Source organism: Novosphingobium sp. BL-S-32 (genome assembly GCF_056857055.1).
Window position 1 is genome coordinate 1,858,865 of sequence record NZ_CM166477.1, and the last position, 20,326, is coordinate 1,879,190.

A 20,326-nucleotide genomic window follows, 5' to 3' on the forward strand; every position below is an offset into this window, starting at 1 on the left:
CGATTCCCGTGGTGCTGGCGATTTCTCCCATCATCCTTGGCGGCGTCGCGTGGCGATCACACGTTAGCGCCCCTTTCCCTAGCTGGCCGAGTCACCCTGAAGTCAGAACGCCAATGGCACCTTCAGGCAGAATCGTCCCAATCGTATGAAATCGGCGTCAAAAGCATTCTGATGGACGGCAGGTTGCGAGCGAACCTCACCGCCTACCACCAGAAGTTCAAAAATTATCCGTAACGCGTCGACGGCCAGGACGTCTATTTCATCAATACCGTTGCCATTCGCAACGCGGCAGGTGCCGTGATCCTGGCGCGCCGCGTTTGGTGTGACACTGTCATGTGTGCGGATTCCGACCATCGCGCGCAGGCATTCCGATTTGATGCCGCGCAGCGTTCCGATCTGATCGCGCAGTTGAAGCGCCTGATCGTTGGTCGTGGATGTCACCTATGTTGGCGCCTTGGTCAAGCGGCTGCAGCTGCGGGTCGACGCATGGATTCCCCCTCGAGTTCGAGCCGATGTGCATTGTGAACGAGGCGGTCCAGGATCGCATCGGCGTAGGTCGGATCGTTTATGGTCTGATGCCAGCGGGCCACCGGAAGCTGGCTGGTGACCAGCGTGGAGCGCTGACCGTAGCGGTCTTCGAGGATTTCGAGGAGGTGGTGCCGGGCGTTGCCGTCGAGCGGCTGAAGCCCCCAATCGTCCAGGATCAGCAGATCGACCCGGGCAAGGCTTTTCATGCGGGCGGCGATACGGCCGTCACCCTTGGCCAGGGTGAGTTCGTCGATCAGCCGCGGCAAGCCATTGTAGGGAAGCGGGCTGACCGCATTTGGTGATTAGATTGTCCGTCAAATTGTCGGGTTGGATTGGCAGTCGACTCTGCGTGAGTGTCAGCTATCTCCGCAACCCGTCTCCGAAGCTGGCAGTCTCCTAGCGGCCAGAGCCGCTATTCAGACAGCCTGTAAGGAACGGATTGTCTTGGTCGGCAAGCGGCCCAGCGTGAGCGGCAGCTATCCGGACCACATCGCCATTAGGCCACAGCGTGCGATTCGAGCGTCGCTGGAGACCCGCATTCCTTGAGGATTCTGGTTTCGCGGGCGTCAGACCGCCTGAAACCGTTGCAGGCCGCTTGCTTTCTCCCCAAAGCAAGCGGCCTGCAGGGACGTTCCCGCTCGGATATCGAGCGTCACGTTTGATCAATAGCGCGGTGGCAGTCCGTAGATCGCGCGATCCCGTTCGATTTCCTCGGCGGAATAGGCCGGAGCGGTCTCGTCGAAGCGGGTCCATCCCGCCTCACGATAGCTTGCGCCACGCGCTGCGATATCGACCGACGGCACGGCGTCGATAGCCGCATTTGCGCGCTCGACCTCGGCATCGTTGACCTTGGCGCTCAGCAGGACACCGCCGCGCCGGACGCCTTCGGAATAGACCTGGGCCTCTTCGTCCGAATGACCGGCATGCTTGAGAGCGCCGACAATGCCGCCGGCCGCCGCACCGCCGACGGCACCCACGCCGGCACCGACCGCCGTTGCGGCAAGCCATCCTGCCGCCACGATCGGGCCGAGGCCCGGAATCGCCAGCATACCGAGCCCGGCGAGCAATCCGCCCGCGCCGCCCAACACGGCGCCGGCAGAGGTTCCTGCGGTGACTTCCCCGTCCTCGTTCACACCTTCATGCACACCGGCATGCTTGGCATGAGGATCGTTGGCGATCAAGCTGATATCACCGCGCGGAACGCCGATTCTTTCGAGTTCGCGAATTGCCTCTGCGGCATCCGAATAGTTGTCAAATAGACGCGTTATGGTCTTGGTCATTATTTTTCTCCGCGAATACTGGTCAGTGGACGGTCACGTTGCCCTTGTAGTCGAGAGCAACCATCACCGGCTTTCCATCCTTGAGGGCCTTGCCCTGCCACACGCCGTTCTCGTTCTTCAGGAGCTTGCCGACGTTCGTGTAACCGGCCTTTTCAATGCGCCCGCGCGCCTGGTCCTCGGTGAAGGAATTGTGTCCCTTCGCAGTGGCCTTTGTCGTTTCCACCGTCGGATCCTTGACGGCGGGATTGTGGGATTGAGCGCCTGCACCAGACGCGACGAGAACCGCGGCGCAGGCCGCAACAAGAGCTACTTTCATGAGATCTTCTCCTCTCCTGCACTAACGTGTTCGGCGTTTTCTGGTTGCCGAAATGTCGCCCGTTGGATGCGAGGTCATCCGGGCCGCCAAAGCCACATAGAGTCAAGAAGGTGCGCTGTTGCGATCCGGCGAGAACGCTTCAGTGCTCAGACTGGTTGGAACGAAGACCCGGCCCACCAATCAAAAAACGAGGTCCGGACCATCGACGTGCGCTAGAAACCGTGCCACCAGCAGTCGAAATCGACGTCGCTCTGATGAACCTTGGAAGCGAGATCAAACATCGGTTCGATAAAACTCACCGGACCACGCCGTCGAATCGAGGATCATCTGTCATTTTTACTGACGATTTTCAGGGACTAGGTCGAAACGGATGACGGATGCAATCTCAAGGGATATCGATGCAGTCGGTCGCATCGACGCGGTTCCCTCAATCCTTGAGATCGCCTGCCGGATTACCGGCTTGCGCTTCGCTGCGGTGGCGAAGGTAACCGAGACGAGCTGGACGGCCTGCGCCGTCAGAGACGAAATCGCGTTCGGACTGGAAGTGGGCGGTGCGCTCGACCTCAAGACTACGATCTGCGACGAAATTCGGGAATCCCGCACCGGTGTCATCATCGATCAGGTGTCGACAGATGCCGTGTTTCACGAGCACCACACCCCGCGCCAATATGGCTTTGAGAGCTATATCTCGCTCCCGATCTTCAAACGCGATGGCAGTTTTTTCGGGACCCTGTGTGCATTGGATCCGCTTCCAGCCAAATTGTCCGTTCCCGGCATCGTGGCTACCTTCGAAAATTTCGCCACATTGATCGGATTGCAGCTGGACTTGCAGGATGACCTGCGCCGCCAGCAAGAGGAACTTGCCGATGCGGACCGATCGGCCACAATCCGCGAGCGCTCTATTGCCATTCTTGGACATGACCTGCGCAACCCACTTGCCGCGATCATCTCCGGTACGAAACTGCTTGCCAAACAGGACCTTCCACCGAAGGCCTCATTGATCATCGACAGAATGGGACAAAGTACGCGCCGGATCGAGGTCCTTATCGAGGATCTGCTGGATTTTGCGCGCGGCAGGCTGGGAAGCGGTCTCGCGCTCAATCTGCAGACGGTATACACCCTCGAAACCCCGATCCGGGAGATCGTTTCGGAACTTCAGGTGGTCCATCCCGACGCGAGGATCAACGTCGAGCTGGAGTTGGGCGAACCCGTTACCTGCGACGTGGACCGGATCATGCAGCTGCTTTCGAACCTCGTCGGCAATGCTCTTACCCACGGGGCTCCTCTGGAACCGATCGAGGTTCGGGCAAAGAGCGCCCACGGCCGGTTCAGCCTTTCCGTCACCAATGCCGGAGCTCCGATCGCGCCGGCACTCCTGCCAAGGCTCTTCGAGCCTTTCACACGCTCGCAGGGCAGCGAAGCAAGGCCCGGACTTGGGCTCGGCCTCTTCATCACCAGCGAGATTGCCAAAGCCCACGGAGGAACGATGCAGGTCCTATCAGGCGCTGGCGGGACTACTTTTGAGCTGTCAATGCCCTCGGCCGTCTAACGTTACGGCGAGACAATGGATTGGCAACCGCCGCCCGCGCCATACATCCGGGGGCGGGCCATTCCATGGGGCTTGAACGGCGCGGATCGCGCATTACCTCGAGAACATCGTTCAACAACGGAAAGGAGGTGGTCTGATGTCTCATTGTCGCATGCCGCAAAAGGCACATTTGAGCATGGCCTCCGCTGCGGAGGTCCGGCTCGGCTGAGCCATCTGCGTGATTGACAATGGAAGGGCCGCCTTTGGCGGCCCTTCGCATTTTTGATGCATACCTGCGTTTTGAACGGCAACCTCACGTCCCGCTGCCAAAAAAGAATGATGGGCTTGAAGCGAACAAATATCGATGCGGGCCATTTTCGCTGGACGAGAATAATCTGCGCGGGGTGTGATGAATCTTCAGCAATGGCTTTCGGTTGGCCTTCTCTGCGGTATGATGGCGTTGTTCATCTGGGGCCGCTTCCGGTTTGACGTCACTGCAGTGATTGCCCTTCTCGCCAGCGTTGCGCTCGGGCTCGTGGCACCTGACAAGGCATTTGCCGGTTTTTCCGACGACATCGTCATTATCGTCGCCTCCGCGCTCGTATTGTCGGCGGCGGTCCAGCGCTCCGGATTGGTGGAACTGGCGGTGGACGGGCTGGCGGACCGCTTGCGCCGACCCGGCTCACAGCTCTTCGCCTTGACTGCGCTTGTCGGTGCGGCCTCAGGGCTGATCAAGAATATCGGCGCTCTTGCAATACTGATGCCCGCCGCCTCGCAATTGGCAAAGCGGAGTGAAACCAATCCATCCCGGTTTTTCATGCCCATGGCTTTCGCTTCGCTCCTGGGCGGCCTGACGACCATGGTGGGAACCTCGCCGAACATTATCGTCAGCCGCGTGCGGGAAGAGATGACGGGCCAGCCCTTCCGCATGTTCGACTACCTGCCAACGGGGCTTGGATTGCTCGTTATCGGTCTCGTCTTCCTGCAGTTCGGCAAACGGCTGCTGCCGGAACGTCAGGCGCCTGTCACCATGGGAGAGGCGCTCAATATCTCGGCTTACACGACCGAGGCGACAGTGACGGCGCAGGCATCGATCATCGGAGATACGGTCGGGTCTTTCGTCGACAGCCAGGAAGGTTCTGTCGAAGTGACGGCGGTCTTGCGGCATGGGCTTCGCGCCGAGGTGTTGCCCGATACGGTGATCGAGGAAAATGACATCCTGATCCTGATGGGCGATCCCGATGCTCTGGAACGCGCGATCGCGGGCGCGGGCCTCATACTCCACGAACCCGATGCTTCGGATCACTCGGACAATCAGACTGGCGTTATCGAAGCCGTTGTCACCGCCGGATCCGTCCTGGTTGGGTCCAATGCCGGCCGGCTGATGCTGAAGGAGCGTATGGGCCTAAGGCTCATCGCGATCTCTCGTGAAGGCTCGCGCCTCAAAAACAAGCCAAGCGGAGTGAAAATACAGGCCGGCGATATCGTCGTGCTGCAGGGCGATCTCGACGCAATGCCGAGCCAGCTTTCCCAACTTGGAATGCTGGCCTTGGCGCAGCGACCGATCCGCCTGGGACGCGAGCGCAAGGGGTGGCTCGCCATCGTCATCCTCGCCAGCGCCATGATCGCGACCGCCTCCGGGCTCGTGCCGGTCGCATTCGCGTTTTTCGCCGGAGCCGGTGTTGTCCTCATCACCGGAGCTTTGCCAGCCGAGGATGCTTACAAGGCGATCGAATGGCCAATCCTCATCATGCTGGGTGCGCTCATCCCCGTCAGCGAAACGCTTCAGACCACCGGAGCTTCAAACGTACTCGCGGTCGAATTGGCCCGATTGGCTTCGCATCTGCCGTCGTGGGGAGCCGTGGCGATGGTGCTCCTGATTTCGATGGCAGTGACGCCCTTCCTCAACAATGCCGCGACGGTTCTCGTGATGGCACCAATCGCGGCCGTGTTTGCCCATGATCTGGGATATCGACCGGACGCGTTTCTGATGGCTACGGCAATTGGCGCAGGGTGCGATTTCCTGACGCCGATCGGTCATCAGTGCAATACCCTTGTCATGGGGCCCGGAGGCTATCGATTTACAGATTATGCGCGTTTGGGTGCGCCGCTGTCTCTTCTCGTTCTTCTCGCAGGACCGCCGCTCATTATGTCGTTTTGGCCCGTATGAGGACGTTCGCCCTACCTGCGACCATCGCGCCGAACTCGCCTCATCATGTCATCATGGCGCATCCGGAGAAGAAAGAGGCGAACCACGATTAGGATAAACCGGCTTTCCCTGCGGAGTACCCGTCCTTCAGGGCTCTTTAGAGCGCATCCCGGTTTTGGGATCGCTGTTCATTCCCTTGACCGAAATGCGGCAGGCGCTCCAATGAGGATCGCGGACTAGCTGTCGGGCACATCGGCGTTATCCTGATCGACCTCCCTGATTTGCCCCGGGGGGGAGCCCCCCTGCGATTTGCCCTTTGATGCCGATCCCTTCCCTTTCGCATCCGTTGCGGATTTTGGGGGCTCGCCCTCTTTTGCCGGCGGACGGATCATCTCATCCTCCACTTCCCGGTTCTTCGGTCGCGACCCATCATTCGTCATTTCGGCCTCCTTTGGCAGTGATGCTGTCCAGGCAAATAACCGCCAGCAGCGGGAAGCCGTTCCAGTCGGCAGTCATTGCCCGGCATTCGCCGGGATGGGCTTACGGGCTCACGCCTCCCACCTGCACGCTGTCAGGACGCCCTGCGGAACCAGACCTCCTCCGTTCAGGACCGCCAGCAAACGCTTCGAGGTTTTCTTGTGGCCGATTCCGACACCGGTTCGACCAAGGGTGGTCGACCTGGTTTTTTGGAGGGGTGCCGTTCGAAGGCACACGATCAGCCACTCTCGCGCCGGACTTCGAGGGCCAGCAACCAACCGACCCTTCCCGCCGTGCTTCGAATTCTCTGCTAACGGTTCGCCGGAGCCACTCGCCAGACGGTGTTGGAAAGATCATCAGCGACCAGCAGCGCATGGCGGACCGGATCATAGGCTACGCCGACAGGCCGGCCCCGGGCGTGGCCGTCCTTTATGAATCCGGTCAGGAAATCCTGTGGTTTGCCCGACGGCCGTCCGCCCGCAAAGGGAATCCAGACAACCTTGTAGCCGGCCAGGTCCTGACGGTTCCAACTGCCATGCTCGCCGACGAACGCGCCCTCACCATATGGGCCACCCAATCCGCCCTGCGCCACGAATGTCAGGCCCAATGTCGCGACGTGCGAGCCGAGCGCATAATCGGGGCGTTTCGCCTTGCTGACGAGATCGGGTCGTTGGGGATAGACGCGCGGATCGACGTTCTGTCCCCAATAGCTGTAGGGCCAACCATAGAAAGCCCCGTCGCGCACCGAAGTGAGGTAGTCGGGCACGAGTTGCGGTCCCAGTTCATCGCGTTCGTTGGCCACGGCCCAGAGCTGCGCACTGGCGGGGTTGATCGCAAGCGCCGTCGGATTGCGCACGCCTTGCGCATAAGTCCGATGGGCTCCGGTCTGGCGATCGATCTCCCATATTTCCGCGCGGTCCTGTTCAACGTTCAGGCCGCGTTCGCCGATATTGCTGTTGGATCCTATTCCCACGTACAGTTTCGATCCATCGGCCGAGACGGTCATCGCTTTCGTCCAGTGATGGTTGATGCGAGAGGGCAACTTCACCAGTTCCTGGCCCGGTGCCGCCGCCTGGGTCATGCCGTCTTGATAAGGAAACCGGATTACCGCGTCCTGGTTCGCGACATAGATATTTCCGTCGACATAGGCGAGACCATAGGGAGCATTGAGCCCCGTCGCGAACTCCGTGCGCAAGTCAGGTCGGCCGTCGTGGTTCGTATCGCGCAGCAGAGTTACGCGGTTACCGCCCTTCACCGACGTCTTTCCGAGCGATTTTATATAGCCTGCGATAAAATCCTTGGGACGCGACTTGGGCGCATCGGCGCCTCCCATCCCCTCGGCCACCAGAACATCGCCATTCGGGAGCACCAGGATCTGACGCGGAACCTTCAGATCCGTCGCAAAGGCCGTCACCGTAAAGCCGGCAGGCGCCTGGGGCGCTTCACGTCCCCATCCTGCCGGTGTCGCGATGTTCATCGGCGGCAGGAGTGTTTGGTGCTGCTTCGGCAGATCGGGCTGGGAACCTGTCTGGTCGAGATTGGATTCGCTCCTCCCGCAGGATGCGAGAACGAGCAAGAGTCCTGTCGTGCAGAAGGCAAAACCGCGAAGATTCATGGAGCCGTCTCCATCCTCTCGATCCTAGCACCCGAATAGGCGAGCCATCCTGCCGCCAGCGCAAGAACGGCGCTGATCACGGAAAGCACGAGCCCGAGCGTTCCTACAGACGCCCATCCGTCATGGCTGTGCTGGAAGGCGTTGATGAGGCCCGCTAGCCACGCGAGAGCGAGCAGTAATGCGTGCAAACGATAGTGCCTTCGAGACTGAGGCGGTCCCTTCCTCAACGCGGCGATGAGGGCCCAGAGCAATGCAAAGGCCCCGATCATCAGGACTGCGGTTATCAGCCACGCGGAAAAGTTGCTCCACTGGATTTCTGCCGTTTCGAGATAGGCAATGTCGGTGAGCAACGCGGTAGGAAAGAGGGCGACCGGAAATGCCAGCAAAACCGCCTGGAGCGGATTAAGCGCCGTGCGCGTCTGGCGCATGTTCCGGCCAAATGACTGGGGATTGGGCAAATTGGCTCTCCCGTTCGGAGATGAAGTCTTGCTATTCCCAATGCCCGGCGCGCCTTTTTGTTTCTTGCCTTGTCGTATTACAGCAAAGAATGGGATGTCCCAGAGGCTTACGTCACCGCATGACGCAAGATTGTTAATGAATGTCCGCCCTTGTCGGACCATCCATTTTGCCCTGGAAAACTTTCAGGTCGTCCAAGCCCGATCAATTCGGGCTCGAGCGCTTCCAAATCATCCACCTTCGCTGTCTTCCCGTTTGAAATACTCGAGCAGATGCGGCCAGAGGGCGGCCCGAGGTGAGCCTAGTGTCGGGCTTGCGCCCTCAGGCTGGCAGGCGGGGCACTCTTGTCCGCCGCTCGCAGATTGACCTCGGGTGGATAGGCCAAACTGATTTCATGGTGGCGAAAGCACGCCAGGATCGCGGCCGCGAGGCGGTCGCGGGCATCTGCCTCAAAGTCGGTTCCCTTCGATTCGAACTCCACATCGTAGCTGAGCCCCTTGGCGGCAAATCCATTGAGACCGCCGTGGATGAGAGTGTGACCTTCGCTTTCCACGACCTCCTTCAGTATTGCCGGAAGTTGCAGGATGAGTTCCGGCGGAGTCGCATAGCCAAGGCAGAAATCGAACTTGAAGCGGTTGTGAAGACGGCGGGTTGTGTTGAGGATCTCAAAATCCAGCAGCTTCTTGTTGGCGATAATCCGCTCTTCACCGGCAGCTCCCCGCACGCGGGTGGACTTGAGCCCGATTTCCTCAACGGTCCCGGCGCCGTCGTCATAGGCGATACTGTCGCCAATTCGGAACGGGCGATCGAAGAGAATCGCAAGCGCCGCAAACAGGTCTGCGAAAATGCCCTGCGCGGCAAGACCGATGGCGATGCCGCCGACGCCCAGGCCCGCTATCAAGCCGGTTACGTTGACGCCCAGATTTCCGAGCACGAGAACAACCGCGACAGCGAAAAGTGCGATCGTGACCAGCAATCGGATGATGCCGAGCGCACTGACCAGAGCCTTGCCGCCGTGGGATTGGTCACGGGTGCGATGCTCGATCGCGCCAAATACGATCTCTCGTAGCCACAGGGCGCTTTGAAAAACGACGACGATTGTAAAAAGCGTCCGTATCGTGGCGGCCAGGAGGGGCGGCGCATCGGAATAGGCCACGACAAGCCGGGCCGAGAGAAGGATCATGAAGGCCTGGCTGGTCTGGGCAAGAGCGCTGGCGACAATTCCGTACCAACTCGCGCTTCCCGCCTCTCGCCGGCAGAGTTTCACGCCCCATCGCCGCACGAGACTGAGCAGCGCATAGGCGGCCACGCCAAGTCCGATTGCCAGAGCAATATGGAATGAATGGGCCTGAACCCACCCAGATGCCTCGGCGAAGAGTGTTCTTGCTTGCTGATCGAGGCTCTGATGAATTGCACCGGGCGCTGCGAGAGCCGTGTGCGAAACGGTCGATGAGTTTTCGTTCATCCTCCAACCAAACGGAAACACGCCGGATTGTTCCCTACCGCCCTGATTTGCGACAAACTCGAGCAAGGACGGTGAAGCTCGTTAGACTTTGCAATGATCCAGCCAGGCATTCGTGGCCCGCGCTAGCGCTTGGCGCGTAATCTGGCTTGCGTGCTTTGGCCGGAAGCCGGTTCCCAACCAAAGACGCTCCGTCCGCCATATTCGTGCGAACGGGCCATTTCCTCTGCGATGAAGGTATCGAACGAGGGGCCTCTCGCCACCGCTTCGAGCGCGCGAGCCTGTTCGTCGAGCCGCCTGATCGCTGCCAGTTCCTCGCTCTGGCCCAATTTGGCCTTGCGCACAGCGGACTTCATGACTGCGATCGTATGATCGTAGACTTTGGTCGGCACGGGAAATGGATGCCGGTCCTTGCCTCCGAGTGCCATCGAGAAGCGAGCCGGATCGCTAAACCGGCACGGCGCGCCGTGCACGACTTCTGCAACCATGGCCAGCGCGCGAACGGTACGCGCGCCCACGCCCGGGACGAGGAGGAGCTGCGAGAAATCCTTGGGTCCCATTTCCGCGGCCGCAGCCAGGGCACCGTGCAGGCGCTTCTCGATGATGTTTTCCGGACGGACCTCGTGGTGATCCGGCATGACCAGATGAGGCAGCATGCCTTGCTCAGGTGGGGCTTGCGGCGTGATACGGCGCAGTTCCCTCAAGATACCATCGGGGCCTGCGGTTCCCAGCAAATCAAGCTGACCGCTGCGCGAGCCTGCCGCGCGCCGGTCGGTCAGGTTGACGATTTCCCCCTGGCTCCGCCCTTCGATCGCAGTGTGCGGCGCATCGACAAAGTCCTCGATACCCTCGCTGAGCCAGTGATAGCGCCGGGCGTGCCGCCGGCTATCGTTCATGCCCTGCTGGATCACGACCCAGCGCCCGTCGTTCGCAACGATAAAGCCGTGCAGATAGAGATCGAAGCCGTCCTGAACTGCCGCGCTGTCGACTTTGGCAACAAGGCGGCTGGTGCGGGACAGGGCAGCGCCGTCAAGGCCGGTGCGCTCTCCCACCTGCAGAAGCTCGGCCGGCGTTTTGCGGCTGTGCCTGCCCCGTCCGCCGCAGACATGCAGCCCAAGATCTCCCGATAGGGGAGCCAATCCTCGCTTCAGCGCGCCGAGCACGCTCGTGGTGACGCCCGACGAGTGCCAGTCCATTCCCATGACCGCACCCAGCGATTGAAACCAGAAGGGATGGGACAACCGCCGCAGGAACTCATCGCGGCCATATTCGACGACAATGGCCTGCGTAATCACCGCACCGAGCTTGGCCATGCGCTCACTGAGCCACGCCGGCACCCGTCCGCCATGGAGGGGGAGATCTGCACTGCCAGCTCTCCTGCTCATCGGCGAATCCCGGCGCGCGCCGAGGGATCCCGCGGGCCCGGGTTCTCCTTCCCAGTGGCTGGGTGATCAGTGGCAGCTTCCATGGAACCGGTTTAGCACGGTGCGAACATAATGTGAACAGATGCACCGCTCCGGTGGACCAGGTTTTGGTCAGACCGGACTCCAGTCACTTTCAACCCACCTGCTTGGGTGGTTCCGAGGTGTCAGCGCTCGTCTGTTGTTCGACTTCGCAATTGAGTTCAGCGCCCAGTCTCCAGAATCGCCGAGCCCGGCCGAGCCTAGACGCTTCATGGGCGGGCCGTTGCCGACAAAGCGCCCGGCAGCACCGCCGGGATTTTGGCCTGACGCCGCGCGAGGCGCTTTGGGAATGATGCTCGTTCCACGGTCCTGCCAACTTCCTCACCCCTCCTTTGAAAGCTAACGCCGCCATCGTTTTCGCGTTCCAGAGGGATGTGCCGGCACAGCTTCAGTAATCGCAGCCGCAAAAAAGCACGTGCCTGATTATCGATCCGCCACCGATGCGCGAGGAGAGCGTTCTGGAATATCGCGCTGATTGAATGGAGGCAGATCTGGAAATCTCTCGTGGGGTCGCATTCCTATGGACGGTAAACTGTCTTCGACGCGTGCTCGGAGAGACTGGCTTCGTGGCTCCTTCTCCTGATCGGCTTTCACTTTCTCATCGCAGTGCAGGATCTCAGCCAAAGCGCATGGCTGCCGGTCTCACGCTGGCCAATCGACGTATGAGCTTTTCAAGTCTGCTCGCGGCAATACTGATGAGCTCGATATTGGCTGCTTGTGCGACCATGCCGCCCAGAACGCCTTACAGTCTGGGCGATCTGGCGCAGACCTCGGCCGTGCAGGCACAGCCCGTCCGCTTTTGGGCCAAAGGCGATGACGCCGCTTATAGCCGGTGGGGCGAGACCTTGCGTCAGGATCGCGCGGCGAGCGGGCTCGCGGCGCCTGCAACGCTGCTGGCGCTTTCGGGCGGCTCGGATAAGGGGGCGTTCGGTGCCGGCCTCCTGACCGGTTGGTCCCGGACGGGATCCCGCCCCGAATTCGATATCGTCACCGGGGTCAGCACCGGGGCGTTGATCGCGCCTTTCGCGTTTCTGGGATCTGCGGAAGATTCCACGCTCACGGCGATCTACACCAATATCAGCAGCAAGGACATTTACCGCAAGCGAGTTCTGGGCGGCCTTCTCGGCGGTCCGAGCCTGCTCGACAGCCGGCCGCTCGCCGCGTTGATCGCCCGCTATGTCACCCCCGCCCTGCTCGACCGGATAGCTGCCGAGCATCGGCGGGGGCGGCGTCTGCTGGTCATGACCACGCAGCTCGACGCTCAGCAGGGCACGATCTGGGACATGGGCGCTATCGCTGCGAGTAATGAACCCGAACGTGCCGCGCTGTTTCGGCGTGTCCTGCTCGCTTCGGCAAGCATTCCCGGCGCTTTCCCGCCAGTACTGATCAGCACGACCATCCGCGGTCGCCGGATCAGCGAGATGCACGTCGACGGCGGCGCCATCGGCGGTTTCTTCACGCTGCCGACAGGCTTGATCGCGGCCAACCCGGCCGCCCCGCGATCCAATGCCGCGATCTTCCTCATATACAACGGCGTCCTCGAGCCCGATTTCGAGATGGTGAAGCCCAGAACCTTGACCATCATGTCGCATGCCTTGGGGACGGTTCTCGGCCAGCTCGATCGAAACAATGCCGACGAGCTAAAGGCCTTTGCACGGGAACGCGGCATACCGTTTCATCTCTGTGCACTGGTGCCTACCGAAATCGATACCAAGGCCCCGCTGTTCGATCGCGACAATATGCGCGCACTTTATGCCATCGGCGAGGCTCGTGCGGGCCAGGCCAGCGGCTGCCTGAAGCGGCCGGCGCAGCCGGACGCGGGATTGGCCCCATGATGTCAGACTGAGCGGCGACATGTCTATCAGGCGGCGCGGGGCGGTCGCCGCCCGGGCTTTCCGAGGCGATCCGGTGGGCCTTTTGTGTAAACGTTGCGGCGAGTTTGCGACGCACGAGAAACCGGGAAAACGGGTAAGGCCGAAGTATTTCGTTCCGGCATGAATTTGAGCCCGCTTCTCGTTGAAATTCCTTGCAAAACTGCATGGCGAGCAAAGGGCATGGCCCTGCCGGTCAGGGATCAGGTTTGATCTTCCTGTCTGTGGCGTTCAATGACTTCCGGCTCAGCTTCATCCTCGTGTTCCAGTGATGTCCGTGCATTGGGATCATGCCTCAACAACTCATCGAGTTTGGCATGGATGGCCTGTGTGTCGCGGTGCTCGGCGCGTTGGATAAACAGTGTCATCAGCCATGTGGCGAGCGTCGCATAGCCATGCCAGTCCAATGTCTTCGGCTCAAAAATGGCCCATGCAGCGCAGTAGACGGCTAGAATGAGAAACGCCGCGGGGCGCGCCATGAGAACGCCGCAGCGCGTGAGCGTCGATCGGACATAATTCACGCGGACCTCCCTGCTTGTAGATCCCAAAGAAAAGACATTCATTAGACAATAGATGCCGCTTTCGTGTGATTTTGATCGGCGAAATCCAGCAAGCCTATTTTTTGCTGCGATGCAGATGGCGCCGGCGTGAAAAGGCGACTGTCAAATAACGAGAATCATTGGAAGATTAGCTCAGACGAATGCCGCGTTCGGAATTGGCCTCGAGCGGCCCAATGTCGAAGAAGCTCCACTGCTCAGGCACCAAGCGTCATCCGTGACGTTGGGTGGATGGCACTGCGCCAGGCGCAGACAATAACCGGTTGCCGATATTACGGAGGCACTGCGATGACCATCGCCGTCAACGGTACGATAGTTTCCCTGCCCGACGACCCACGCGTGTCACTGCTCGACTTGCTGCGCGAGCATCTTCACCTGCCGGGCACCAAGAAGGGCTGCAACCAGGGCGCATGCGGGGCGTGCACAGTCCTCGCCGACGGCGAACGCATTCTGTCCTGCCTCGCCCTGGCGGTGCAGTACGAAGGGCGGGCGATAACTACGGTTGAGGGCCTTGCTACGGATGAGGGGCTCCATCCCCTGCAAGCGGCCTTCATCGAACATGACGGCTTCCAATGCGGCTATTGCACACCAGGGCAGATCTGCTCTGCCATCGGCATGGCCGAGGAACTGCGGCGCGGCGTACCCAGTCATGTCACGCGGGACCTTGCCGCCCCCGTCATCGCGCTCACCCACGATGAACTGCGTGAGCGGATGAGCGGCAATCTCTGCCGCTGCGGCGCGCACAACGGCATCGTCGAGGCCATTGTCGAGACGTTCGCGGAACTGGAGCCATGAGCCCGTTTCGCTATGCCCGCGCCGCCGATGTCAGCGAGGCCGTGCAGCGAGCGCAGACTGCCGGGTCCCGCTTCCTCGGCGGCGGGACCAATCTGGTCGACCTCATGCGCGAAACAGTCGAGCGCCCCACTGCTCTCGTCGACGTCACCGGCATGCCCGCCGATATCGGTGAAAGCGCCAATGGCGGGCTCGTGATCGGTGCCGCTGCGCGCAATACCGCGGTTGCCGAGCATCCACTGATCCGCACCCGCTATCCCATGCTCTCGCGCGCCATCGTCGGGGGCGCCAGCGCGCAGATCCGCAATATGGCAACGGTCGGCGGCAACCTGCTCCAGCGCACGCGCTGTGCCTATTTCTACGACAACGGCGGGTCCCGCTGTAACAAGCGCCAGCCCGGCGAGGGCTGCGATGCCATCGACGGCTTCAACCGCTACCACGCAATTCTCGGCGCATCCCCCTGCTGCGTGGCTGTCCATCCGTCCGATATGTGCGTGGCGCTTGCGGCGCTCGACGCGGCCGTGAATGTGGAAAGCGTGCACGGCGCTCGCAGTCTCCCCTTCGACGAGCTCCACCGCCTGCCAGGCGATCTTCCGCAAATAGACACATGCCTGGAGCCCGGCGAACTCATCACCGCCCTGGTCCTGCCCCCGCTCTCCATTGCCCGGCACTCCACTTACCGTAAGGTGCGCGACCGCTCGAGCTATGCCTTTGCACTGATCTCGGTCGCTGCGGCGCTGGACGTGCAGGACGGCATCGTCACCGATGTCCGTCTCGCACTGGGCGGGGTAGCGCACAAACCGTGGCGCGCCCACGAGGCTGAAGCACTGATACGCGGCAAACCGCCGGAACCGGCCGTCTTTCTCGCCGCAGCAGATGCGGAACTGTCCGCAGCCCAGCCGCTGCCGGGCAACCGTTTCAAGATCGAACTGGCGCGTCGCACGATCGCAGCCGTGTTGAGCGAACTGGCGGGAGAGCAGGCATGAGCATCGCAAAAGACGCCAAGCAAGCGGCCCAGGGCGCAATGCAGGGAATGATGGCCAAGGCCGTTGCGCTGGCGCCCGACAGCTGGGTTCCCGGCGGCAAGCCCGACCCGCTGATCCAGCATCGCCATGGCCACGTCGGCCAGCCCGTCTCACGTATCGACGGCCCGCTCAAGGTAACGGGCAATGCACGGTTCGCGGCCGAATTCTCATTCGAAGGCATGGTCTACGGCGCGCTTTCCTACGCCACGATCGCGCGCGGTCGCGTCACTGCTTTGGATACTGCCGAGGCAGAAGCGGCGCCCGGCGTGGTCGCAGTGATGACGCATCTCAATGCCCCGCGCCTGACCCCGCCGCCGGTGTTCATGTCGGCTGCCAAGGCGGCCGGCGGGGACGATCTGCCGGTGATGCAGGATGACCGGGTGCACTGGAACGGCCAGCCCATCGCCGTCGTTCTGGCCGAGACGCAGGAGCAGGCCGATCATGCCGCTTCGCTTGTCCGCGCGACGTATGCGCAAGAGCCCCCCACCACCAGCTTCGCGCAGGCCATGGCGCAGGGCACTGCGCCCGGCCTGTTCATGGGGCAGCCGCTCCACAATGCCAGCGGCGATGCCGAGACCGCCCTCGCCGCAGCGGAAGTGCGGATCGACTCCACCTATCGAACGCCGCGCCACAATCACAACGCCATCGAGCTTCACGCTGCAACCGTCGCCTGGGACGGCGACACACTGCGCATTCACGACGCTTCCCAACTCGTCGCCCACACCGCCTGGTCGATTGCGCGCATGTTCGGGATAGAGGAGGACCAGGTCGTCGTCACGTCACCCTTCGTTGGCGGCGGCTTCGGGGGCAAGTGTCTGTGGCAGCATCAGATCCTCGCCGCTGCTGCGGCAAAATTGGCGGGACGCCCGGTCCGCCTCGTGCTCTCGCGAGAGGGTGTCTACCGGCTGGTCGGCGGGCGATCGCTGACGGAGCAACGTGTCGCCCTTGGCGCCAGCCGCGAAGGCCAACTCGAGGCGTTGATCCATACGGGAACCACCGCCAAGACCAGGCACAACGTCCTTCCCGAACCCTTTATCATGCCCACGCGAAGCGCCTACGCCGCCGAGACCATGCTGCTCGATGTGCAGACCGTGGAACTGGACATGCTGGCCAACACCTTCATGCGCGCGCCGGGAGAATCCGTCGGCACCTTTGCGCTGGAGAGCGCCATGGATGAACTTGCCGAAGCGCTCGGCATGGATCCCATTGAACTGCGCCTGCGCAACGAGCCGGAGAAGGATCCCCTCTCCGGCCTGCCCTTCTCCTCGCGCCACTTGTCCGAGAGCTGGCGCGCCGGCGCCGAGCGCTTCGGCTGGCACTTGCGCAGTCCGCGCCCCGCAGCTCACCGCGACGGGGAATGGCTGATCGGCATGGGCTGCGCCACCGGCACTTATCCGTATTACCGCATGCCCGGCGGCGCCGCGCGGATCACGCTGACCGACGAGGGCCACGCCACGGTGGATATCGCTGCACACGAAATGGGCATGGGCACTGCGACCGCCCAAACGCAAGTCGCGGCCGAACGTCTGGGCCTCCCCCTCGATGCGGTTGCGTTCAACTATGGCGATTCCACTCTTCCCGGCGTGGTACTGGCGGGAGGATCCCAGCAGACCGCGTCCATCGGTGCCTCGGTTATCGCAGCGCACCGCGCGCTGGTGAAAGAACTGCTGCGGATCGCCGGGAACGATTCCCCTCTCGCAGGGCTCGGTCCGGACGAGGTGGCCGGGCGCGACGGGGGCCTCTGCAAGCACGACACGCCCGATCGCCAGGAAAGCTATGCCTCGATCCTCCGGCGCGCCGGGCAGAAAAGCCTTACCGTCGAGGCGAGCCCGCCCGATCCGCTCGAAACCATGCACTGGTCGATGCACAGTCATGCCGCGATGTTCTGCGAAGTGCGCGTGAATGCGGTGACGGGCGAGCCGCGCATCAGCCGCTTCCTCGGATCGTTCGACTGCGGGCGCATCCTCAATCCGAAGACTGCCGCCAGCCAATTTCGCGGCGGCATCATCATGGGCATGGGCCTTGCGCTGATGGAGGAGACCCAGTTCGACGAGCGCAGCGGACGGGTAATGAACCCCAGCCTCTCGGAATATCACGTACCCGTGCACATGGACGTGCCGGAAATCGACGTGATCTGGAATGACATAGCCGATCCTCACACCCCGATGGGCGCCCGTGGCATAGGCGAGATCGGGATAACGGGCACCGCCGCTGCCATTGCCAATGCGGTCTTCAACGCCACGGGCAAACGGGTGCGCGATCTGCCGATCACGCTCGATAAATTGCTTTGACGTTTCGCCTGCGCCAATCCCGGAAACCCGTTCGCGCCTTCAAAGCCTCAGGCTCGGAGGCGAAGAACCCGTCGGAATGCATTCCGGGAATGTGTTGCCCTCCGGCGGGTTGAGGCGTTGTTCTCCTGCGGCACGGCGTCGATGGATTCTCACCTTTCCGATACAGCCGCTTTCGCTACCAACCGCGCGGCGTAATCCAGTTTGCGCACGATCGACGGCGAAAGGTGGAACGGATAGAGATCAGGCTGTCCCATCGCACGGTTCATGGCATTCATGCTGAACGACAGCGGCGCCATTCTTTCGGCGAGCTGTGCCGCGTCGGCCGTGTAAGGATCTAGCACAGGGGACGAGGGAGAAGAACCCGCCCATTCCTCGATCGAGGACAAGGAAAGGCCAAAACCGCCCGCAGTGGCCAGCACGTCGACGATATGCAGATAATGGGCAAACGTTTCGGCGAAGTCCTCCCAAGGGTGCGAAGTAGCATAATAGCTGACGAAATCGTCGGTCCACACTTTGCCGTTACCGCTGCCATAGTGCGCCTGGAGGCTTGCCTGATAGTCGGCTGTCTCGTCGCCGAATACCTGCCTGAATGCCTGCAGCTCGTCCGGATCATTGCCGATCAAGCGCGACCAGAAATGATGCCCCACCTCGTGCCGGAAATGGCCCAGAAGCGTGCGATAGGGTTCGCCCACCGCGTGCCGGATGCGCTCGCGCTCGGCATCGTCGGCCTCGACGAGATTGAGCGTGATAACGCCGCCATCGTGGCCGGTAAGGATTTGCGGCGTTCCCGCAGCTTCGGCTGCGCGATCGTAAAGAAAATCGAAGGCCAGTCCCCGCCCGCCTGCCTGCCCGGCTACTTTGGTCTCCAGCGGCAGGTGCAATTTCAGAAGCGTATGGAACAATCTGCGCTTGGCTTCCTCTATCCTAGCCCATCGCGCGGGTACGGAGGGTTCGGCGAGATCGGGAATTGTGCGGTTATGCCGGCACGCACGGCATAGGGCGGTCGGTTCGTCCTTCTCGACAAGCCAGTTGCAGATCTGAAAATCGTCGTTGTTGGCGCAAACGACAACCTCGGCCGAGGCGCCGCCGTCATCACGCCACTGGGTCGCATTGTCTGCAAGAAACCGGAAAGTGTCCGCGGCGGGATCATACCCCAGCGTGACAGAGCACCCAGGACAGAGCCGCGCCTCGAAATGGAGCAGTCGGTGGCAATTCGGGCAAGGAAATGCACGCATCTGATCATCCCAGTCTTGTGTACTCGCAGGCCGGTCGGCCAGACAAATCAGCCGTTGACCACAGTCCCGCCGTTGGGATGGAGCACCTGCCCGCTCATGTAGCTGGCATCCTCGCAAGCCAGGAACAGGAATGAAGGCGCCACCTCGTTGGGCTGTCCGGGCCGTCCCATCGGTGTGCTTTCGCCAAAATGCTCCAGCTTTTTCTCGCTGGCCCCGCCGCAAGGATTGAGCGGTGTCCAGATCGGACCAGGCGCAACGGCATTCACGCGGATGCCCTCGCCTACCAGATTTTCCGAAAGCGAACGCGTGAACGCCGTGATCGCCCCTTTGGTCGCGCTGTAGTCGAGCAATTCCTTGCTTCCCTTGTACATCGTGACGCTAGTGCAATTGACAATGGCAGCGCCCGCCTTGAGGTGTGGCCGAACCGCCTGCACCATGAAGAACATGCCAAAGATATTGGTCTGGAATGTGCGGCGAAGCTGTTCTTCGGAAATGTCTGTAACGTCCTTGTCGGGGTGCTGTTCGCCGGCATTATTGACGAGCACATCGATCCGGCCGAACGCCTTCATCGTCTCCCGGGCAACATGATCGCACATTTCGGTAGAGCCCACATCCGCCCGGATCGTGATGGCGCGGCGACCTTCGCCTTCCACGATGCGCCGGGTTTCCTCGGCATCGTCGTCCTCCAACAGGTACACGATTGCGACATCCGCACCTTCGCGCGCAAAGAGAGCCGCCACCGCCCGCCCGATGCCGCTGTCCGCTCCGGTCACGATTGCCACTTTGCCGGCAAGGCGGGAGGACCCCGGATAACGCGGCTGCCATTGAGGTTGCGGCTCCAGCTTGCTTTCGTGCCCCGGCAGGGCATCTTCATGGATCATCGGTGCGGTCTCGGTCATGATCGGCTCCTTCCTCGAGAAAACGAAGCGGGGCAGCTTTGGTTGAGGACTCTCCGTCATTCCGCCCCGCTATCGGAGCAGCTGGCGGCGATCTGACCGATCTCACTCGTCGCCGTATTCGCCCTCGTCGGATTCCTCGGGAGATCGTCTCCCGCATATTTGCCGCTCACGAATTCGAGAGGATCGAGGTCGAGACGGGCGACGACCTCCCCTGCCGCGTCGCCAGAACGGATACTTCTGAACCATCTTCAAGGTCGATGATGGTGCCGTTATTGTCACGCCCACGAAGGCTGAGAACTGAAGCAATGGCGTTAGCTCCTGTGAGACCAGTCGTAAATTAGACCTCTGACAGGTCAAAGGTTCGCCAACTTGCCCCAGGACG

The 20,326-nt window shown here is 61.6% G+C and carries 16 protein-coding genes and 2 pseudogenes; 7 read left to right on the forward strand and 11 right to left on the reverse strand.

Annotated elements, in window-relative coordinates:
* Positions 1-36 precede the first annotated feature (36 nt).
* Positions 37-234 (forward strand): TonB-dependent receptor domain-containing protein, encoded by a 198-nt coding sequence (locus tag AC1VVK_RS24550; protein ID WP_482905771.1) that lies wholly within the window; start codon positions 37-39, stop codon positions 232-234.
* Between the two features lie 224 nt (positions 235-458).
* Here the strand turns inward: AC1VVK_RS24550 and AC1VVK_RS24555 are convergent.
* The 3 genes and pseudogenes from AC1VVK_RS24555 to AC1VVK_RS24565 form a co-directional block, all read right to left on the reverse strand.
* A pseudogene (locus AC1VVK_RS24555) lies at positions 459-803 on the reverse strand (ATP-binding protein); the annotation flags it as partial.
* A 387-nt stretch (positions 804-1,190) separates the two neighbouring features.
* Positions 1,191-1,808, reverse strand: coding sequence for a hypothetical protein (locus AC1VVK_RS24560; RefSeq protein ID WP_482905772.1), 618 nt, complete (start codon positions 1,806-1,808; stop codon positions 1,191-1,193).
* A 22-nt stretch (positions 1,809-1,830) separates the two neighbouring features.
* On the reverse strand, positions 1,831-2,124 hold the full coding sequence (locus tag AC1VVK_RS24565; protein WP_482905773.1) for a hypothetical protein: 294 nt from the start codon (positions 2,122-2,124) through the stop codon (positions 1,831-1,833).
* A gap of 370 nt (positions 2,125-2,494) precedes the next feature.
* Between AC1VVK_RS24565 and AC1VVK_RS24570 the strand changes: the two genes are divergently transcribed.
* Both AC1VVK_RS24570 and AC1VVK_RS24575 read left to right on the forward strand, forming a co-directional pair.
* On the forward strand, positions 2,495-3,673 hold the full coding sequence (locus AC1VVK_RS24570; protein WP_482905774.1) for a GAF domain-containing sensor histidine kinase: 1,179 nt from the start codon (positions 2,495-2,497) through the stop codon (positions 3,671-3,673).
* A gap of 388 nt (positions 3,674-4,061) precedes the next feature.
* The gene (locus tag AC1VVK_RS24575; RefSeq protein ID WP_482905775.1) at positions 4,062-5,822 is read left to right on the forward strand and encodes an SLC13 family permease; all 1,761 of its coding nucleotides are present in this window, start codon (positions 4,062-4,064) and stop codon (positions 5,820-5,822) included.
* A 766-nt stretch (positions 5,823-6,588) separates the two neighbouring features.
* Here the strand turns inward: AC1VVK_RS24575 and AC1VVK_RS24580 are convergent.
* From AC1VVK_RS24580 to AC1VVK_RS24595, 4 genes are all read right to left on the reverse strand, one after another.
* Positions 6,589-7,893, reverse strand: a complete 1,305-nt coding sequence (locus tag AC1VVK_RS24580; RefSeq protein ID WP_482905776.1) for a PQQ-dependent sugar dehydrogenase — start codon at positions 7,891-7,893, stop codon at positions 6,589-6,591.
* Positions 7,890-8,321, reverse strand: a complete 432-nt coding sequence (locus tag AC1VVK_RS24585) for a DUF2231 domain-containing protein (RefSeq protein WP_482906771.1) — start codon at positions 8,319-8,321, stop codon at positions 7,890-7,892. The genes AC1VVK_RS24580 and AC1VVK_RS24585 overlap by 4 nt, the downstream gene beginning before the upstream one ends.
* Positions 8,322-8,650: 329 nt before the next feature.
* The gene (locus tag AC1VVK_RS24590; RefSeq protein WP_482905777.1) at positions 8,651-9,880 is read right to left on the reverse strand and encodes a mechanosensitive ion channel family protein; all 1,230 of its coding nucleotides are present in this window, start codon (positions 9,878-9,880) and stop codon (positions 8,651-8,653) included.
* Positions 9,881-9,936: 56 nt separating this feature from the next.
* Complete coding sequence (locus tag AC1VVK_RS24595) at positions 9,937-11,196, reverse strand: DUF763 domain-containing protein (RefSeq protein WP_482905778.1); 1,260 nt, start codon at positions 11,194-11,196, stop codon at positions 9,937-9,939.
* Between the two features lie 557 nt (positions 11,197-11,753).
* Between AC1VVK_RS24595 and AC1VVK_RS24600 the strand changes: the two genes are divergently transcribed.
* Positions 11,754-13,109 carry a patatin-like phospholipase family protein gene (locus AC1VVK_RS24600; RefSeq protein WP_482905779.1) on the forward strand — a complete coding sequence of 452 codons (1,356 nt, stop codon included), beginning with the start codon at positions 11,754-11,756 and terminating at the stop codon, positions 13,107-13,109.
* A gap of 239 nt (positions 13,110-13,348) precedes the next feature.
* Here the strand turns inward: AC1VVK_RS24600 and AC1VVK_RS24605 are convergent, their stop codons facing one another.
* A complete protein-coding gene (locus AC1VVK_RS24605) occupies positions 13,349-13,666 on the reverse strand; it encodes a low affinity iron permease family protein (protein WP_207904976.1) in 318 nt (105 codons plus the stop codon).
* A 324-nt stretch (positions 13,667-13,990) separates the two neighbouring features.
* Between AC1VVK_RS24605 and AC1VVK_RS24610 the strand changes: the two genes are divergently transcribed.
* Genes AC1VVK_RS24610 through AC1VVK_RS24620 form a run of 3 tightly spaced genes read left to right on the forward strand, consistent with a single transcriptional unit; the run spans position 13,991 to position 17,810 of the window.
* Entirely contained in the window at positions 13,991-14,497 is a 507-nt protein-coding gene (locus AC1VVK_RS24610; RefSeq protein WP_482905780.1) for a 2Fe-2S iron-sulfur cluster-binding protein, read from the forward strand.
* Positions 14,494-15,480 carry an FAD binding domain-containing protein gene (locus AC1VVK_RS24615; RefSeq protein WP_482905781.1) on the forward strand — a complete coding sequence of 329 codons (987 nt, stop codon included), beginning with the start codon at positions 14,494-14,496 and terminating at the stop codon, positions 15,478-15,480. Before AC1VVK_RS24610 ends, AC1VVK_RS24615 begins: the two co-directional genes overlap by 4 nt.
* On the forward strand, positions 15,477-17,810 hold the full coding sequence (locus tag AC1VVK_RS24620; RefSeq protein ID WP_482905782.1) for a xanthine dehydrogenase family protein molybdopterin-binding subunit: 2,334 nt from the start codon (positions 15,477-15,479) through the stop codon (positions 17,808-17,810). The genes AC1VVK_RS24615 and AC1VVK_RS24620 overlap by 4 nt, the downstream gene beginning before the upstream one ends.
* A gap of 149 nt (positions 17,811-17,959) precedes the next feature.
* Here the strand turns inward: AC1VVK_RS24620 and AC1VVK_RS24625 are convergent, their stop codons facing one another.
* The 3 genes and pseudogenes from AC1VVK_RS24625 to AC1VVK_RS24635 all read right to left on the reverse strand — a co-directional run bounded on the left by AC1VVK_RS24625 (position 17,960) and on the right by AC1VVK_RS24635 (position 19,944).
* Complete coding sequence (locus tag AC1VVK_RS24625) at positions 17,960-18,691, reverse strand: putative zinc-binding metallopeptidase (RefSeq protein WP_482906772.1); 732 nt, start codon at positions 18,689-18,691, stop codon at positions 17,960-17,962.
* Positions 18,692-18,823: 132 nt separating this feature from the next.
* A pseudogene (locus AC1VVK_RS24630) lies at positions 18,824-19,045 on the reverse strand (zinc-ribbon domain-containing protein); the annotation flags it as partial.
* Between the two features lie 47 nt (positions 19,046-19,092).
* Positions 19,093-19,944: an SDR family oxidoreductase gene (locus tag AC1VVK_RS24635; protein WP_482905783.1), complete on the reverse strand. Its 852-nt coding sequence runs from the start codon at positions 19,942-19,944 to the stop codon at positions 19,093-19,095.
* Positions 19,945-20,326 lie beyond the last annotated feature (382 nt).

Coding starts and splice junctions, on each gene's coding strand:
- AC1VVK_RS24620 (WP_482905782.1), top strand. CDS start 15,477: ATGAGCATCGCAAAAGACGCCAAGCAAGCGGCCCAGGGCGCAATGCAG.
- AC1VVK_RS24600 (WP_482905779.1), top strand. CDS start 11,754: ATGGAGGCAGATCTGGAAATCTCTCGTGGGGTCGCATTCCTATGGACG.
- AC1VVK_RS24560 (WP_482905772.1), bottom strand. CDS start 1,808: ATGACCAAGACCATAACGCGTCTATTTGACAACTATTCGGATGCCGCA.
- AC1VVK_RS24565 (WP_482905773.1), bottom strand. CDS start 2,124: ATGAAAGTAGCTCTTGTTGCGGCCTGCGCCGCGGTTCTCGTCGCGTCT.
- AC1VVK_RS24580 (WP_482905776.1), bottom strand. CDS start 7,893: ATGAATCTTCGCGGTTTTGCCTTCTGCACGACAGGACTCTTGCTCGTT.
- AC1VVK_RS24615 (WP_482905781.1), top strand. CDS start 14,494: ATGAGCCCGTTTCGCTATGCCCGCGCCGCCGATGTCAGCGAGGCCGTG.
- AC1VVK_RS24585 (WP_482906771.1), bottom strand. CDS start 8,321: ATGCGCCAGACGCGCACGGCGCTTAATCCGCTCCAGGCGGTTTTGCTG.
- AC1VVK_RS24570 (WP_482905774.1), top strand. CDS start 2,495: ATGACGGATGCAATCTCAAGGGATATCGATGCAGTCGGTCGCATCGAC.
- AC1VVK_RS24595 (WP_482905778.1), bottom strand. CDS start 11,196: ATGAGCAGGAGAGCTGGCAGTGCAGATCTCCCCCTCCATGGCGGACGG.
- AC1VVK_RS24575 (WP_482905775.1), top strand. CDS start 4,062: ATGAATCTTCAGCAATGGCTTTCGGTTGGCCTTCTCTGCGGTATGATG.
- AC1VVK_RS24635 (WP_482905783.1), bottom strand. CDS start 19,944: ATGACCGAGACCGCACCGATGATCCATGAAGATGCCCTGCCGGGGCAC.
- AC1VVK_RS24610 (WP_482905780.1), top strand. CDS start 13,991: ATGACCATCGCCGTCAACGGTACGATAGTTTCCCTGCCCGACGACCCA.